Origin of the sequence: Bradyrhizobium sp. WBOS08, assembly GCF_024585125.1 — a bacterium.
Taxonomy (GTDB): Bacteria; Pseudomonadota; Alphaproteobacteria; order Rhizobiales; family Xanthobacteraceae; genus Bradyrhizobium; species Bradyrhizobium japonicum_B.
The window spans coordinates 4,899,588-4,913,651 of record NZ_CP028988.1 but is presented as its reverse complement, the minus strand read 5'-3'; the positions used below and the strand labels follow the sequence as shown (position 1 = coordinate 4,913,651).

Sequence of the window (14,064 nt, the reverse complement as noted above, 5' to 3'; positions counted from 1 at the left end):
CCACCCCTCAACCCTTATTCCCTGCCGGGTGCAGGGGCAGACACAAGAGTACGGAGCAACACGATGACCAAAGCGCTCGAGGGCGTTCGCATTCTCGACTTCACGCACGTCCAGTCCGGACCGACCTGCACGCAGCTGCTGGCATGGTTCGGCGCCGACGTGATCAAGGTGGAACGTCCGGGCGTGGGTGACATCACCCGCGGCCAGCTGCAGGACATCCCGAACGTGGACAGCCTGTATTTCACCATGCTCAACCACAACAAGCGTTCGATCACGCTCGACACCAAGAACCCCAAGGGCAAGGAGGTCCTCACCGAGCTGATCAAGAAGTGCGACGTGCTGGTGGAGAATTTCGGCCCCGGCGTGCTCGACCGCATGGGCTTCCCCTGGGAGAAGATCCAGGCGATCAACCCGAAGATGATCGTCGCCTCGATCAAGGGTTTCGGCCCCGGACCGTACGAAGACTGCAAGGTCTACGAGAACGTCGCGCAGTGCACCGGCGGCGCCGCCTCGACCACCGGCTTCCGCGACGGCCTGCCGCTCGTGACCGGCGCGCAGATCGGCGATAGCGGCACCGGCCTGCACCTGGCGCTCGGCATCGTCACCGCGCTCTATCAGCGCACCAACACCGGCAAGGGCCAGCGCGTCACCGCCGCGATGCAGGACGGCGTGCTCAACCTCTGCCGCGTCAAGCTGCGCGACCAGCAGCGCCTCGCCCACGGCCCGCTCAAGGAGTACAGCCAGTTCGGCGAAGGCGTGCCGTTCGGCGACGCCGTGCCGCGCGCCGGCAACGATTCCGGCGGCGGCCAGCCCGGCCGCATCCTGAAGTGCAAGGGTTGGGAGACCGATCCCAACGCCTACATCTACTTCATCACCCAGGCTCCGGTCTGGGAGAAGATCTGCGACGTGATCGGCGAGCCCACCTGGAAGACCGATCCGAACTACGCCAAGCCGGCCGCCCGCCTGCCGCGCCTGAACGAGATCTTCGCCCGCATCGAGCAATGGACGATGACCAAGACCAAGTTCGAGGCGATGGAGATCCTCAACAAGGACGACATCCCCTGCGGCCCGATCCTGTCGATGAAGGAGATCGCCGAGGACCAGTCGCTGCGCGCGACCGGCACGGTGGTCGAGGTCGACCACCCCACCCGCGGCAAGTACGTCTCGGTTGGCAACCCGATCAAGCTGTCGGACAGCCCGAGCGACGTGCAGCGCTCCCCGCTGCTCGGCGAGCACACCGACGAGGTCCTGCGCTCGGTGCTCGGCTTCTCGGATCACCAGGTCGCCGAGATCCACAAGTCCGGCGCACTCGACCCGCCGCAGAAGCAGGCCGCGGAGTAAGCGACAGCTTCTCGACCAAGACGGAAGGGCCGCCCGCAGGGGCGGCCTTTTTGCTTGGGAAGGCGCGACGTCGCAGGCTCAAACCAAAAAGTGGAAAAACAACCCCATGCACAGTAGCCATCCCATTGGTCAGCAACGATATTTCTGGTTTAACGAAAAAATCTGACTCGTCGGGCAAAACAGAGGTAGTATGCCATCGTGAAGGTCGTGCCGGGAGTGCACATCGGGACGCTGGCCGCACGGCCTAGTTGGAACGCCCTCTTGCAAACTAGGGCACAAAAGAAAACGCCCGGCACGCCGGCCGGACGTTCATCTTTTCTTAACTGCGCAGATTCACTTTTCGTAGACGGGCGTCGCGTGGTTCGTGCCCTTCACAAGATCGATGCCGTGCTGGGCATCAGCCTTGTTCCAGTAACCTTCACCCGAGTCCGCAATTTTCTTGTGGTTGGCCGCGTACAGCGTCCAGCGCCATTGACTTCGCCCGTCTTTGTAGAGGTAGAAAAACATGTCAGTCTCCAATTCAGATGAGTTTCAACGGTACTTGTTCGAGTACAAATTCGACGACGCGGAGTGGGGCATTGAGATCAAGGCCGCGAGCCCAAATGAAGCTCGTGAACGCTTGAAGGCGATTAGCTGGGCTCAATACAAAGGGGAAATTTACGCAACGATCCCCGTAGCTCCTGCCCGGATTTCTCGCACACTCGCGCGTATCCGCGCCGCCGTAGGTCTTGGCTAAGCGGCCATCTTCCGCGTTTCAGCAACTTCGCGGCTGCCGGCATGGCGAGAGCCCTTGAGCACTTCGTTCACCCGACCCGGGTTCACGTCGTAGCGTGCAGCGATTCTGTGCTGGAATTCCCCGCTCCAGTGATGGAGCCAGATATCCACAGCGTCATCAAACGTCAGTTGATAAGTCGGAGGCTTCATTTCATTGACCTTTTCAAAAAAGGCCAAGAGGGCGCTTGACAGCGAGTCACAGCACACTACGGTGCCGTTGTGGATGACTTCTGCAAGCGTCCCCAAGACCTTGTTGATGTTCACGGAAACCCGGGGTGTCCTACGACCCCGGTTTTCCATGGATGCGCCGAATCGGCACACCATCGGGAACTCTCGGTGATTCCTTATCCCGAGTCTACAACCAGCAGCACAGCCGCTAGCCCTTTCCACCACGAATTACGATGAAGTTGCGCTTTGCGCGGACCGGCTCATCGACTGCGGCAGTACTGCCTCAATGAGGTCCCCAATCGTCCAGAGCCGATCCGCAGCGCCGATGGCGACCGCTGGTCGTGGTCCAAGGGCTCGGAGACGGTGTAAAGTGTAGTGAGCCACGCACGAGCTGACTACCGCAGCGTGGTCGGTGAGCATTTCTGAGAAGCCGTTGTGAGACGCGCCCCCCTTCTGCGCATGCGCAGCGTGAGATTCTGGCGCTCAACGTAGCTGGGCGAGCTTTTGACCGTACAGCCAACTACTGCCCGCGCTCTACCGCGATTACCTCTGCCGGGCTGTAGCGGGGCGGCTTTTACAGCGAGGTTGGTTACGCTGTTGATCCTTACGATGGCGCCATGGTGCGCCTTGCCCTGGAAGACATCACGAATGGCGTTCTGGTAGGCTAGAAAGCGCGGGTATCAGATAGCACCTGCAGCGCCGGATCGGCGTCGAGCAACTGAATGCCAGCTGCCGCGAACGGCGAACCAGGACAGCAGAGCACACCTTGCCGCCGCTGTCGGTGTTGAGGCAAAGTGCCCGCAAGAAGTCGGGGCTATCGCATATCACTGGTTGCGGCCTGCGCGCACGCCTCGTCCTTCGAGACGGCGCTCACGCGCCTCCTCAGGATGAGGCTCATCGGCGTCAGTGCTCGTTGAAGCTGCTACCGCGCGCTCTGTCCTCATCCTGAGGAGCCCGCCTGAAGCGGGCGTCTCGAAGGATGGCCGCAGGGAAAAGCTCTCAATGCGATAGCCCTGTGCAAAACAAGGAGCTCTCCATGTCACTGCTGGGCAAGGCCGCCGTCGCGATGTGGTGGAACGTTCGGCCGGAGCAGCGGGCCGAGTTCGGCGACTGGCATTCGCATGAGCACTTTCCGGAGCGGATGAGCATTCCCGGCTTCCGGCGCGGATCGCGCTGGACCAGCAGGACGGACGCGGAAGGTTTCTTCGTGCTCTACGAGCTCGCGGAGTATGAGGTGCTCACCTCGAAGGGATATCTCGACCGGCTCAACGCGCCGACGCCGTGGTCGGCGAAAATGATGCCGCATCATCTCGGCATGATCCGCAGCCAGTGCCGCCTCGTCGAAAGCTTCGGTGGTGGCGTTGCGACTTCGCTCGCGACGATCAGGTTGTCACCGCAGGGCGGACGCGAGACGGACTTGCAGGCGCAGCTCGCGAACACGCTCGGCACATTGGCGCAGCAACCGGGGTTGACCGGCGCTCACCTCCTGCTCACCGATACCCCGCGGACGAGCGCGCCCACCACCGAACAGCAGATCCGCGGCAAGGACGGCGCCGCCGACTGGATCGTGCTGCTGTCAGGCTACGATGCCGATGTCGTCGAGGCCGTGATCGCAGGCCCGCTTTCGCCCGGGTCGCTTGGCGCCCTGGGCGCGCAGAACAATCCGACCATCGGCCGCTACGGGCTGGCGTTCACGATGACGCCGCAGGATGTCGCAGCCGTCTAGGAGACCGGCGGAACACCCGCGAAAAGAATCCGCCGCGCCTTGTCGGATCGACGGCTTCCCGGTCGTCCTCGTGACATGAATGGGCCATAGACGCCAATCTCGGGCCCATCGAGACAAAGAGGATAACAACCATGCCCAGCACTGTCCGCCTGCACCGCGTTCTCGCCACCAGCCCCCAGAAGGTCTATCGCGCCTTCCTGGAGGCGGATGCGATGGCGAAATGGCTTCCGCCGAACGGCTTCACCTGCACCGTGCATCATTTCGAGCCGAAGGTCGGCGGCACGTTCAAGATGTCGTTCCGGAATTTCACCACGGGCAACAGCCATTCGTTCGGCGGCGAATATGTCGAGCTCGTCCCCGGCGAACGGCTGCGCTACACCGACAGGTTCGACGACCCCAACCTGCCCGGCGAAATTCAGGTGACCGTGAACCTGAAGAAGGTCTCGGTCGGCACCGAGATCGAGATCACGCAAGCCGGCATTCCCGACGTCATTCCGCCGGAGGCTTGCTATCTCGGCTGGCAGGAATCGCTGCGCAATCTGGCGAAGCTGGTCGAGCCGGAGATCAATCAGTAGCGGCGACGTCGGCATCGTAGGGTCGGGCAAAGGCGCAAAGCGCCGTGCCCACGACCTTTCCGATGCGGCGACAGACGCGTGGGCACAGCGCGCGAAGAGCGCGCCTTGGCCCACCCTACGCACTCTCTCAACCCCGCAAAAGATGCCGGCGCGCCTGCTGCGGGCCTTTGCCCAGGCGACGACACTGGTGTGCGGTCTTGATATGCGTCAAACTGTTGAGATGGCGAAGCGGCTAGGAGCACGAGTCTTCCCTGCCGATCGGAGGCGAGATGATGAGATCTGCTGTCGAATGCTTGATCATTGCCGGTCTTGCCGCCGGTTTCGCCGCCTCCGCTCACGCCGAAGACGTCGACATTGGCAAGGCCGAATTCCAGTCTTCATGCGCGAGTTGTCACGGCCCTCAGGCAAAGGGCAACGGACCGGTCAGCGGCCAGCTCAAGACCCCGCCGTCCGACCTGACCATGCTGGCCAAGAACAACAACGGGGTGTTTCCCACCAACGCCGTCTACGAAACCATCTATGGGTCGAAATCGGTCCCGGCGCACGGCACGCGTGAAATGCCGATCTGGGGCGAACGGTTCAACCCGATCGTCAACCTGCCTCACGCCGTCGATTCCTATTATTGGCAGAAGGCCGGGCCGCAGCAGAACCCGGAGGTCGTGGTGCGGACTCGCATTCTCGCGGTGATCGACTACCTGAACCGAATTCAGCAGAAATAGCGCCGAACAGCCTCCCGCAAGGGACGCTGCGCGCCGCCTGCTACGTCTTCGCGGCCAGCCCGCCGCCTGCGGTCCAGCGATCCGGATCCGGGCTGTGCCCGATTAGCGCAAGCCCGTAGGCGATCGACTCGAACTGGTCGCCCGACATCAGCCGCTCGTTGCCGAAGCGTTCGGCGAACAGCTTTCGCACTGCCGGCACAAACGAGCTGCCGCCGGTCAGGAAGACCTTCTCGATCTCGCGCGCGGCGATGCCGGCTTCGGCCAGCACCTTGTCGACGGTGGCACCTAACCGGGCGATGTCGTCGGCAATCCAGGATTCGAAATTCTTCCGCGTGATGGCTGTGCCGATGTCGACACCGCCGCCTTGGAAACGGAAGTCGACCTCGTCCTGCGCCGACAGCGCGACCTTGGCGTCGGACACCGCGCGGTACAGCGCAAAGCCGAGGTCGAGATCGACGATGGTGATGAAGTCCTCGAGCAGCTCAGGCTCGAGCGCGGTGCGCGCAAGCTCCCGAAGCTCGCGCAGATCGCCGTTGCTCTTCATCATCGCCAGCTGATGCCAGCGCGCCAGATTGGTGTAGTGGCCGCTCGGGATCGGCAGCACCTTGTCGAAGGAGCGGAAGCTGGAGCCTTTGCCGAGCCGCGGCGAGACCACGTGGTCGACGATCCGGTAATCGAAAGTGTCGCCGGCGATCCCGATGCCGGCATGTCCGAGCGGCTCGGCGCGAAGGGCACCGCCTTTGCGCGAGAAGCGCATCACGGAGAAATCGCTGGTGCCGCCGCCGAAATCCGCAACCAACACGGTGGCATCGCGCTCCAGCCTGCGGGCAAACGAGAACGCCGCGCCCACGGGCTCGTAGACATAGCGGGCATGGCCGGCGCCCAAGCGCTCGAACGCGGCGCGGTAGCGCTGCATCGCCAGCGCCTCGTCGGGATTGCCGCCGGCAAAGCGCACCGGGCGGCCGACCGTGATGGTCGAGGTCTCGAAGCCGAGCTTCTCGCCGCCGTGGCGCGCCAATGTCCGCAGGAACGCCGCCAGGATGTCCTCGAACTTGAAGCGCTGCCGGAAAACCTGCGTGGTGTTGAAGCTGCTGCTCGCCGCAAAGGTCTTGAACGACTGCAGGAAACGGTAGACGTGACGGCCTTCGAGGAATGTCTCGATCGCCCACGGGCCGCCCTCGGCCTGGGCGCCGGCGCCGGGCCGGTCCTCCCAGAAGCACAGCGCCGACACGTAGACGCTGTGGCGCTGTCCGCCGTGGTCGAACCGGATGGCCTCGACCCGGCGATCGTCCGCCGCAAGCGCGACAACCGTATTGCTGGTTCCAAAATCGATGCCGATCGAGACGGCGGGCGAGGCGCTCGACATGAACCACTCTGACAGATGACTGGAAGGGGGCAGACCACTAGCGGCTTTGACTTGTCCTGCCAAGGCCCGTCCGCTGCAGTGCGGCCAGAACCTGGCGCCCATCGCCATCGGAATCCCGCCTCGGAGCGAACGATTTGGCCACCCTCCGGCTCCGCAATCCCGCATTATGCTGCAATGCAGTGCATCGAATGCTGCCATGCAAACAAGAGCGTGGACACTGGCATCTGGTATACATAAATTCCCCTTCGCCATGAGACGCCAAGACTGACTGTCTTAAGACCGGCCGTCTCGAGAAAGGGAATTCCGATGTCCAAGACCGCTTCCGTCGCTCTCGCCCCGTCCGCCTCGCTGTTCGCCCGCCTGATGGCCGCGATTGACAGCTTTCTGATGGCAAGCGCCGAGATCTCGAACCATAACGGCGATCTGCCGCGTTTCGGCCTGTAACGGCCGGCGCCCGCCCGTCAAATGGCGGGATGGCAGCCTCCGCAGACACGAAATCTGATCAAATGGCCCCGCATGCCGGGGCCATTTTCTATCGCACCGCCTCCCGCGGCCGGGCCCCAACTGCGACAATTAGTCCACTGCGCGACGCCCCGAGCCGATTGTTTGTCTACTGGCATCTCGCATACCATGCTTCAATCAATCTAAAGCAATTGCACAATCCAGGGTAGCAGGCGGAGGACTCAACGCAGCGGAGGTACGGCCCAGGGACAGATGTGCCGCGCCCTGGCCAAACCTTAGCCGAAAGGACCGGATGCCGCGCGTCGTCCCCGCTCATAGAATTTCGATTGGGACTTGGGAGATCAACCGCTAGGTTGCCCCCGGGCACATGACTTGAGATGGGCTGACGCAAGCCGACAAAGAGCGGCTGCGGTGAGGGTTCGACAGGGAGAGAAACAGATGAAGCCACTCGTTCTGAATGTCGCTGTGGCGGCAATCGCGATGTCATGCGCCAGCAGCACGGCAAGCCGTGCGGCCTGGGAGCCGGTCCGCCCGGTCGAGTTCATCGTGCCCGCGGGCACCGGCGGCGGCGCCGATCAGATGGCGCGCACCATCCAGGGCATCGTCACCAAGCACAATCTGATGAAGCAGCCGCTGGTCGTCATCAACAAGGCCGGCGGCGCGGGCGGCGAAGGCTTCCTCGACGTGAAGACGTCGGCGAACAATCCGCACAAGATCATCATCACGCTGTCGAACCTGTTCACCACGCCGCTGGCGACGGGAATTCCTTTCAACTGGAAAGACTTGACGCCGGTGGCGATGCTGGCGCTCGACGAGTTCGTGCTCTGGGTGAATGCCGAGAAGCCGTACAACAGCGTCAAGGACTACGTCGATGCCGTGAAGAAGGCCTCGCCTGGCTCGATCAAGATGGGCGGCACCGGCTCGAAGCAGGAAGACCAGATCATCACGGTCGGCATCGAGAAGGCGATCGGCTCGAAGTTCACCTACATCCCCTACAAGGGCGGCGGCGAGGTCGCGGTGCAGCTTGTCGGCAATCACCTCGACTCGACCGTGAACAATCCGATCGAGGCGGTCGCGCAATGGCGCGGCGGCAAGCTGCGTCCGCTCTGCGTCTTCGACGCCCAGCCGATGACCTATGACGAGCCGATCGCCGACGGCAAGGCCTGGAAGGATATTCCGACCTGCAAGTCACAGGGCCTCGCGATGGAATATCTCATGCTGCGCGGCGTGTTCATGGCGCCCAAGGCCACGAAGGAGCAGGTCGAATATTACGTCGAGTTGTTCAAGAAGGTCCGCGCCACGCCGGAATGGCAGGAGTTCATGAAGAGCGGCGCCTTCAACACGACCTTCCTGGCGGGCGCCGACTACGCCAAGTGGGTCGAGGCGGAGGAGAAGCGCCACGAAACCCTGATGAAGGAAGCCGGCTTCCTCGCAACCGCGAACTGATCCGCGACATCGACGACGGCTGAGGGCGCCGATCGCCCTCGCGCGGCCGTAGCCGCGACAGACTGCGATTCTGCTGGAGGTCCCATGACTGAACGATCCGGATCCGCATCTGGCCCGGCACACAAGACGCTGGAAATCGGCATGGCGCTGCTGATCGGCGTGTTCGGCCTGATCGTGATCTTCGGCAGCCTGAAGGCCGGCATCAACTGGGGCGCGGAGGGCCCGCGTGCCGGCTTCTTCCCCTTCTACATCGGCGCCGCGATCGTCGGCGCGAGCGCTATCAACCTCTGGCATGCGCAACGCGACGACGACGGCCGGCTGTTCGCTGAATGGGGACAGCTGCGCCAGGTCATGAGCGTCGTCGTGCCGACCGCGATCTATGTCGGCTCGATGCCGTTCATCGGCCTCTACGTCGCCTCCATGGTCTTCATCGCCTGGTTCATGCGCTGGCTCGGCAATTATCGCTGGGTGACGACCATCGCGATCGCGGTCGGCATGCCGGTCCTGACCTATCTCGTTTTCGAGCGCTGGTTCCTGGTCCCGCTTCCCAAGGGTCCGTTCGAGGAATGGCTCGGCCTGTAAGAGCCGAGCCGTCATTTCCGTCACTGCTGCAGGACGTATCGATATGGAAGAGTTGGCCAATCTGTTTCACGGCTTCGCGGTCGCCCTGCAGCCCTACAACATCATGCTGATGATCATCGGCATCACGCTCGGGGTCATCATCGGCGTGCTGCCGGGGCTCGGGGGCGCCAACGGCGTCGCGATCCTGCTTCCCCTCACCTTCAGCATGCCGCCGACATCGGCGATCATCATGCTGTCCTGCATCTATTGGGGCGCATTGTTCGGCGGCGCCATCACCTCGATCCTGTTCAACATACCCGGCGAGCCCTGGTCGGTGGCGACCACCTTCGACGGCTATCCGATGGCGCAGCAGGGCAAGCCCGGCGAAGCCCTGACCGCCGCCTTCACCTCCTCCTTCGTGGGCGCGCTGTTTGCCGTCATCATGATCACGCTGGTTGCGCCGCTGGTCGCGGGCTTCGCGCTCAGATTCGGGCCAGCGGAGAAGTTCGCAGTGTATTTCCTCGCCTTCTGCAGCTTCGTCGGCCTCAGCAAGGAGCCGCCGTTCAAGACCATCGCGGCGATGATGATGGGCTTTGCGCTGGCGGCGGTCGGCCTCGATTCCATCACGGGACAATTGCGGCTGACCTTCGGCGTCACCGAGCTGCTCAACGGCTTCGACTTCCTGATCGCCGTGATCGGCCTGTTCGGCATCGGCGAGATCCTGCTGACCATGGAGGAAGGGCTGGCGTTCCGCGGCGGCAAGGCCAGCATCAATCTCAGGGTCGTGCTGCACACCTGGCGGGAATTGCCGGCCTATTGGATGACCTCGCTGCGCTCCTGCCTAATCGGCTGCTGGATGGGCGTCACGCCTGCCGGCGCGACGCCGGCCTCCTTCATGAGCTACGGCATAGCCAAGCGCCTGGCACGGCGCGGCAACAATTTCGGCAAGGGCGAGATCGAGGGCGTGATCGCGCCCGAGACGGCCGCGCATGCCGCGGGCACCGCAGCGCTGCTGCCGATGCTGTCGCTCGGCGTGCCCGGCTCCCCGACCGCCGCCGTCCTGCTCGGCGGATTGCTGATCTGGGGCCTGCAGCCAGGCCCCATGCTGTTCGTCGAGCAGAAAGAGTTCGTCTGGGGCCTGATCGCCTCGATGTATCTCGGCAATCTCGCCGGCCTCATCGTCGTGCTCACCTGCGTGCCGGTCTTCGCCGCGATCCTCCGCGTGCCCTTCGGCATCATCGCGCCGCTCATCCTGGTGCTCTGTGCGATCGGCGCCTATTCGGTGCACAACAGCACCTTCGACGTGATGCTGATGCTGGTGTTCGGCGTGCTCGGCTATCTCTTGAAGAAGTGCAACTATCCGCTCGCACCGCTGGTGCTCGCCATCGTGCTCGGCGACAAGGCGGAGGAAGCCTTCCGGCAATCGCTACTGGGATCGCAGGGATCGCTGGGCATCTTCTTCTCCAACGGCCTCGTCAGCACGATCATGGCGCTCGGCCTGGTCGCCCTGTTCTGGTCGGCAATCCAGGAAGGCTACAGCCGGCTGCGCACCTCGATGGCCTGAGGCGCCGCGAGCCGGCGCCAGCGCACTGCTTCCCTCGCCAAATTGCCGCAGGCCGGACTTCTGGAATATAGAATTCCACGGTATTGGGCGGTCTCTCCACCCATCGTGCACCGGCGGCGCGCGCGTGGCTGCGTGGAAAATCCCCAGCGGACAGGGGTTCGACGGCGCGTCCGCGGTTTCGCCGCAACGCTGAAAATACCATCCATATCAATAATTTGCGTTAATCAACTCGCGCCGCCGCCGCACGCCGCCGACAGTTCGGGCTTTACAAGCCGGCGCTCTTGACGCATGTGAACAGGGCCGCGTTATTTTGCCGCACCTCCCCGTCCTCAGCTTGAATCTTGGCATAATGCATACCAGGATGCCCGCCAGCGCATGCATAAAAATGAGCGCGTTCGGGAGGGTTATTAATGACGGATATGGTGCAGTCGGCAGCAGCGGCTCCTGGTGCCGCCCGTGTGAGCGATGCTTATCGTTGGGCGCAATTGGCCATCGGCGTCGGCGCGATGGTGATGATCGCCAACTATCAATACGGCTGGACGTTCTTCGTCCCTGACATCCAGAAGAAGTTCGGCTGGGATCGCGCCTCGATCCAATGGGCCTTCACCCTGTTCGTGCTGTTCGAGACCTGGCTGGTGCCGATCGAAGGATGGTTCGTCGACAAATACGGTCCGCGAATCGTCGTGCTGGTCGGCGGCGTCCTCTGCGCCATCGGCTGGGCGATCAACGCGCAGGCGACCTCGCTCAACGGCTATTATCTCGGCATGATCATCGCGGGCATCGGCGCCGGCGGCGTCTACGGCACCTGCGTCGGCAATGCGCTGAAGTGGTTTCCGGACAAGCGCGGTCTTGCCGCGGGCATCACCGCCGCGGGCTTCGGTGCAGGCTCCGCGCTCACCGTCGCGCCGATCCAGGCCATGATCAAGGACAGCGGTTTCCAGACCACCTTCCTCTATTTTGGTCTCGGCCAGGGCATCATCATCTGCATCCTCGCTTTCTTCCTGCTGTCGCCGAAGGCGGGCCAGGTGCCGAACGTGGTGCCGAACGCCAATCTGCTGCAGACCCGGCGCAACTATCAGCCGACCGAGGTTTTGCGTCAGCCGATCTTCTGGCTGATGTACTTCATGTTCGTGATCGTCGGTGCCGGCGGCCTGATGGTGACGGCCAATCTGAAGCCGATCGCGGCCGACTGGAAGGTCGACAACGTGCCGGTCACGCTGATGGCGGTGACGATGACGGCGGTGACGTTCGCGGCCACGATCGACCGCGTGCTCAACGGCCTGACACGTCCGTTCTTCGGCTGGATCTCCGACATGATCGGCCGCGAGAACACGATGTTCATCGCCTTCGGCATGGAAGGCTTCGGCATCTGGATGCTCTACCTCTGGGGCCACGATCCGATCTGGTTCGTGCTGCTCTCCGGCTTCGTGTTCTTTGCCTGGGGTGAGATCTACTCGCTGTTCCCCTCGACCTGCACCGACACGTTCGGCGCCAAGTTCGCGACCACCAATGCCGGCCTGCTCTACACCGCCAAGGGCACCGCCGCGCTGCTGGTGCCGATCGCCAACTACATGCAGCAATCGTCGGGCACCTGGGACAGCGTGTTCATCATCGCAGCCGGCGCCAACATCCTGGCTTCGCTGCTGGCGATCGCGGTGCTCAAGCCCTGGCGCAAGGTCGTGGTCGCAAACTCGACCGTCTGACCCGCTCCCACAGCTCCTCATCGAGCACACGCCCGGCCTCGCGGCCGGGCGTTTTCGTTTGCTGGGAAGCTCAGAGGATCGCGGCTGGAACTCGGCCCTATGCCGAAGGCGGATAAGTTTGGGCTTGCAATCTGGAATATTGCATACCAATCTCCGGATCAGCGCCTGCGACGATAAGCCACAATATTTGCGACATCAGGTCATCTTGCCAACCTGTATCGCAATCAACCGGGCGCGTTGGGAGGTTCTGATGATTTCCAGCTCGGACGGCGCCGTCACGGCTGCGCCTCTTCGCTCCGGCTTCCGCTGGCTCCAGCTCGGCATGGGCATCGTCTGCATGGCGATGATCGCCAATCTGCAATATGGCTGGACGCTGTTCGTCGATCCGATCGATGCGGCCCATCATTGGGGACGCGCCGCGATCCAGCTCGCTTTCACCATCTTCGTCGTCACCGAGACCTGGCTGGTGCCGGTCGAGGCCTGGTTCGTCGACAAGTATGGCCCGCGCATCGTCGTCATGTTCGGCGGCGTGATGATCGCGCTGTCCTGGATCCTCAACTCCTGGGCCGATTCCCTCACCCTGCTCTACGCAGCCGCGATCATCGGCGGCATGGGCGCAGGCGCGGTGTACGGCACCTGCGTCGGCAACGCGCTGAAATGGTTTCCGGACCGCCGCGGCCTCGCCGCCGGCGCCACCGCTGCGGGCTTCGGCGCCGGCGCCGCGCTCACCGTGGTGCCGATCGCAAGCATGATCGCGGCGAGCGGCTACCAGCACGCGTTCCTGACCTTCGGCATCGGCCAGGGCGTGATCGTGTTCGTGCTCGCCTTCTTCATCCAGCCGCCGCGGCTGTCGATCCCGCCGAAGAGGAAGCAGCTCAATCTGCCGCAGACCAGGATCGACTTCACGCCGCCGCAGGTGCTGCGCACCCCTGTTTTCTGGGTGATGTATCTCGTCTTCGTCATGGTCGCCTCGGGCGGACTGATGACGGCGGCGCAGATCGCCCCGATCGCGCACGACTTCAAGATCGCCGACACGCCGGTCACGCTCGCCGGCTTCCAGATGGCGGCCCTGACCTTCGCGATCTCGCTCGACCGCATCCTGGACGGTTTCGGCCGCCCGTTCTTCGGCTTCGTCTCCGACACGATCGGCCGCGAGCACACCATGTTCATCGCTTTCGGCACCGCCGCGTTGATGCTCCTGACGCTGTCGGCCTACGGTCACATCCCGTCGGTCTTCGTGCTGGCGACCGCGATCTATTTCGGCGTATTCGGCGAGATCTACTCGCTGTTCCCGGCGACTTGCGGCGACACCTTCGGCTCGACATTCGCGACCACCAACAACGGCATGCTCTATACCGCGAAAGGCACCGCCTCCCTGCTCGTTCCGCTCGCCAGCGTGATCTCGGCGGCCTATGGCTGGAAGGCCGTGTTCGTGGTCGCGGTGGCCCTGAACGCGACGGCGGCGCTGATGGCGCTGTTCGTGATCAAGCCGCTGCGCCGCGCCTTCATCCTCGGCAACGATGCCGAGAGCACCGCGGCAGCGACCGGCAGCGCCAAGACCGAGACGGCGTAACCGCCACACGTGTTTGCTCGACAAGAAAGGGGCGCAGCGCTGCGCCCCTTCTTTTTGTCGCGGCGACAAACGTCAGGATCGCTGTC

General features: G+C 63.3%; 13 protein-coding genes. 10 read left to right on the top strand and 3 right to left on the bottom strand.

Annotation, left to right across the window (positions count from 1 at the left end):
* Window positions 1–63: 63 nt before the first annotated feature.
* A complete protein-coding gene (gene frc, locus DCM80_RS22985; protein WP_257193824.1) occupies window positions 64–1,341 on the top strand; it encodes a formyl-CoA transferase in 1,278 nt (425 codons plus the stop codon).
* Between the two features lie 333 nt (window positions 1,342–1,674).
* Here the strand turns inward: frc and DCM80_RS22980 are convergent, their stop codons facing one another.
* Both DCM80_RS22980 and DCM80_RS22975 read right to left on the bottom strand, forming a co-directional pair.
* On the bottom strand, window positions 1,675–1,848 hold the full coding sequence (locus DCM80_RS22980; protein ID WP_257193823.1) for a DUF1508 domain-containing protein: 174 nt from the start codon (window positions 1,846–1,848) through the stop codon (window positions 1,675–1,677).
* Between the two features lie 225 nt (window positions 1,849–2,073).
* The gene (locus DCM80_RS22975; RefSeq protein ID WP_257193822.1) at window positions 2,074–2,379 is read right to left on the bottom strand and encodes a hypothetical protein; all 306 of its coding nucleotides are present in this window, start codon (window positions 2,377–2,379) and stop codon (window positions 2,074–2,076) included.
* Window positions 2,380–3,319: 940 nt separating this feature from the next.
* On the opposite strand from DCM80_RS22975, the gene DCM80_RS22970 reads away from it, so the two are divergent.
* From DCM80_RS22970 to DCM80_RS22960, 3 genes are all read left to right on the top strand, one after another.
* The gene (locus tag DCM80_RS22970) at window positions 3,320–4,009 is read left to right on the top strand and encodes a hypothetical protein (protein ID WP_257193821.1); all 690 of its coding nucleotides are present in this window, start codon (window positions 3,320–3,322) and stop codon (window positions 4,007–4,009) included.
* Between the two features lie 131 nt (window positions 4,010–4,140).
* Window positions 4,141–4,584, top strand: coding sequence for an SRPBCC family protein (locus DCM80_RS22965; RefSeq protein ID WP_257193820.1), 444 nt, complete (start codon window positions 4,141–4,143; stop codon window positions 4,582–4,584).
* Window positions 4,585–4,877: 293 nt separating this feature from the next.
* Window positions 4,878–5,303 carry a cytochrome c gene (locus tag DCM80_RS22960; RefSeq protein ID WP_257193819.1) on the top strand — a complete coding sequence of 142 codons (426 nt, stop codon included), beginning with the start codon at window positions 4,878–4,880 and terminating at the stop codon, window positions 5,301–5,303.
* Between the two features lie 40 nt (window positions 5,304–5,343).
* Here the strand turns inward: DCM80_RS22960 and DCM80_RS22955 are convergent, their stop codons facing one another.
* Complete coding sequence (locus tag DCM80_RS22955; RefSeq protein ID WP_257193818.1) at window positions 5,344–6,669, bottom strand: Hsp70 family protein; 1,326 nt, start codon at window positions 6,667–6,669, stop codon at window positions 5,344–5,346.
* 306 nt (window positions 6,670–6,975) lie between these two features.
* Between DCM80_RS22955 and DCM80_RS22950 the strand changes: the two genes are divergently transcribed.
* The 6 genes from DCM80_RS22950 (at window position 6,976) to oxlT (DCM80_RS22925) (ending at window position 13,978) form a co-directional block, all read left to right on the top strand.
* On the top strand, window positions 6,976–7,113 hold the full coding sequence (locus tag DCM80_RS22950; RefSeq protein ID WP_194388353.1) for a hypothetical protein: 138 nt from the start codon (window positions 6,976–6,978) through the stop codon (window positions 7,111–7,113).
* 456 nt (window positions 7,114–7,569) lie between these two features.
* Window positions 7,570–8,577: a Bug family tripartite tricarboxylate transporter substrate binding protein gene (locus tag DCM80_RS22945; protein ID WP_373569367.1), complete on the top strand. Its 1,008-nt coding sequence runs from the start codon at window positions 7,570–7,572 to the stop codon at window positions 8,575–8,577.
* An 84-nt stretch (window positions 8,578–8,661) separates the two neighbouring features.
* Window positions 8,662–9,159, top strand: a complete 498-nt coding sequence (locus DCM80_RS22940) for a tripartite tricarboxylate transporter TctB family protein (protein ID WP_028135460.1) — start codon at window positions 8,662–8,664, stop codon at window positions 9,157–9,159.
* Window positions 9,160–9,202: 43 nt separating this feature from the next.
* The gene (locus DCM80_RS22935; protein WP_257177575.1) at window positions 9,203–10,702 is read left to right on the top strand and encodes a tripartite tricarboxylate transporter permease; all 1,500 of its coding nucleotides are present in this window, start codon (window positions 9,203–9,205) and stop codon (window positions 10,700–10,702) included.
* Between the two features lie 410 nt (window positions 10,703–11,112).
* A complete protein-coding gene (gene oxlT / locus DCM80_RS22930) occupies window positions 11,113–12,405 on the top strand; it encodes an oxalate/formate MFS antiporter (protein WP_028135458.1) in 1,293 nt (430 codons plus the stop codon).
* A 250-nt stretch (window positions 12,406–12,655) separates the two neighbouring features.
* Window positions 12,656–13,978 carry an oxalate/formate MFS antiporter gene (gene oxlT / locus DCM80_RS22925; RefSeq protein ID WP_257193816.1) on the top strand — a complete coding sequence of 441 codons (1,323 nt, stop codon included), beginning with the start codon at window positions 12,656–12,658 and terminating at the stop codon, window positions 13,976–13,978.
* Window positions 13,979–14,064 lie beyond the last annotated feature (86 nt).

What these genes read in the sequence shown, in the direction of transcription:
- frc (WP_257193824.1), top strand. Translation starts at nt 64, where the DNA reads ATGACCAAAGCGCTCGAGGGCGTTCGCATTCTCGACTTCACGCACGTC.
- DCM80_RS22980 (WP_257193823.1), bottom strand. Translation starts at nt 1,848, where the DNA reads ATGTTTTTCTACCTCTACAAAGACGGGCGAAGTCAATGGCGCTGGACG.
- DCM80_RS22970 (WP_257193821.1), top strand. Translation starts at nt 3,320, where the DNA reads ATGTCACTGCTGGGCAAGGCCGCCGTCGCGATGTGGTGGAACGTTCGG.
- DCM80_RS22965 (WP_257193820.1), top strand. Translation starts at nt 4,141, where the DNA reads ATGCCCAGCACTGTCCGCCTGCACCGCGTTCTCGCCACCAGCCCCCAG.
- DCM80_RS22955 (WP_257193818.1), bottom strand. Translation starts at nt 6,669, where the DNA reads ATGTCGAGCGCCTCGCCCGCCGTCTCGATCGGCATCGATTTTGGAACC.
- DCM80_RS22950 (WP_194388353.1), top strand. Translation starts at nt 6,976, where the DNA reads ATGTCCAAGACCGCTTCCGTCGCTCTCGCCCCGTCCGCCTCGCTGTTC.
- DCM80_RS22945 (WP_373569367.1), top strand. Translation starts at nt 7,570, where the DNA reads ATGAAGCCACTCGTTCTGAATGTCGCTGTGGCGGCAATCGCGATGTCA.
- DCM80_RS22940 (WP_028135460.1), top strand. Translation starts at nt 8,662, where the DNA reads ATGACTGAACGATCCGGATCCGCATCTGGCCCGGCACACAAGACGCTG.
- DCM80_RS22935 (WP_257177575.1), top strand. Translation starts at nt 9,203, where the DNA reads ATGGAAGAGTTGGCCAATCTGTTTCACGGCTTCGCGGTCGCCCTGCAG.
- oxlT (WP_028135458.1), top strand. Translation starts at nt 11,113, where the DNA reads ATGACGGATATGGTGCAGTCGGCAGCAGCGGCTCCTGGTGCCGCCCGT.
- oxlT (WP_257193816.1), top strand. Translation starts at nt 12,656, where the DNA reads ATGATTTCCAGCTCGGACGGCGCCGTCACGGCTGCGCCTCTTCGCTCC.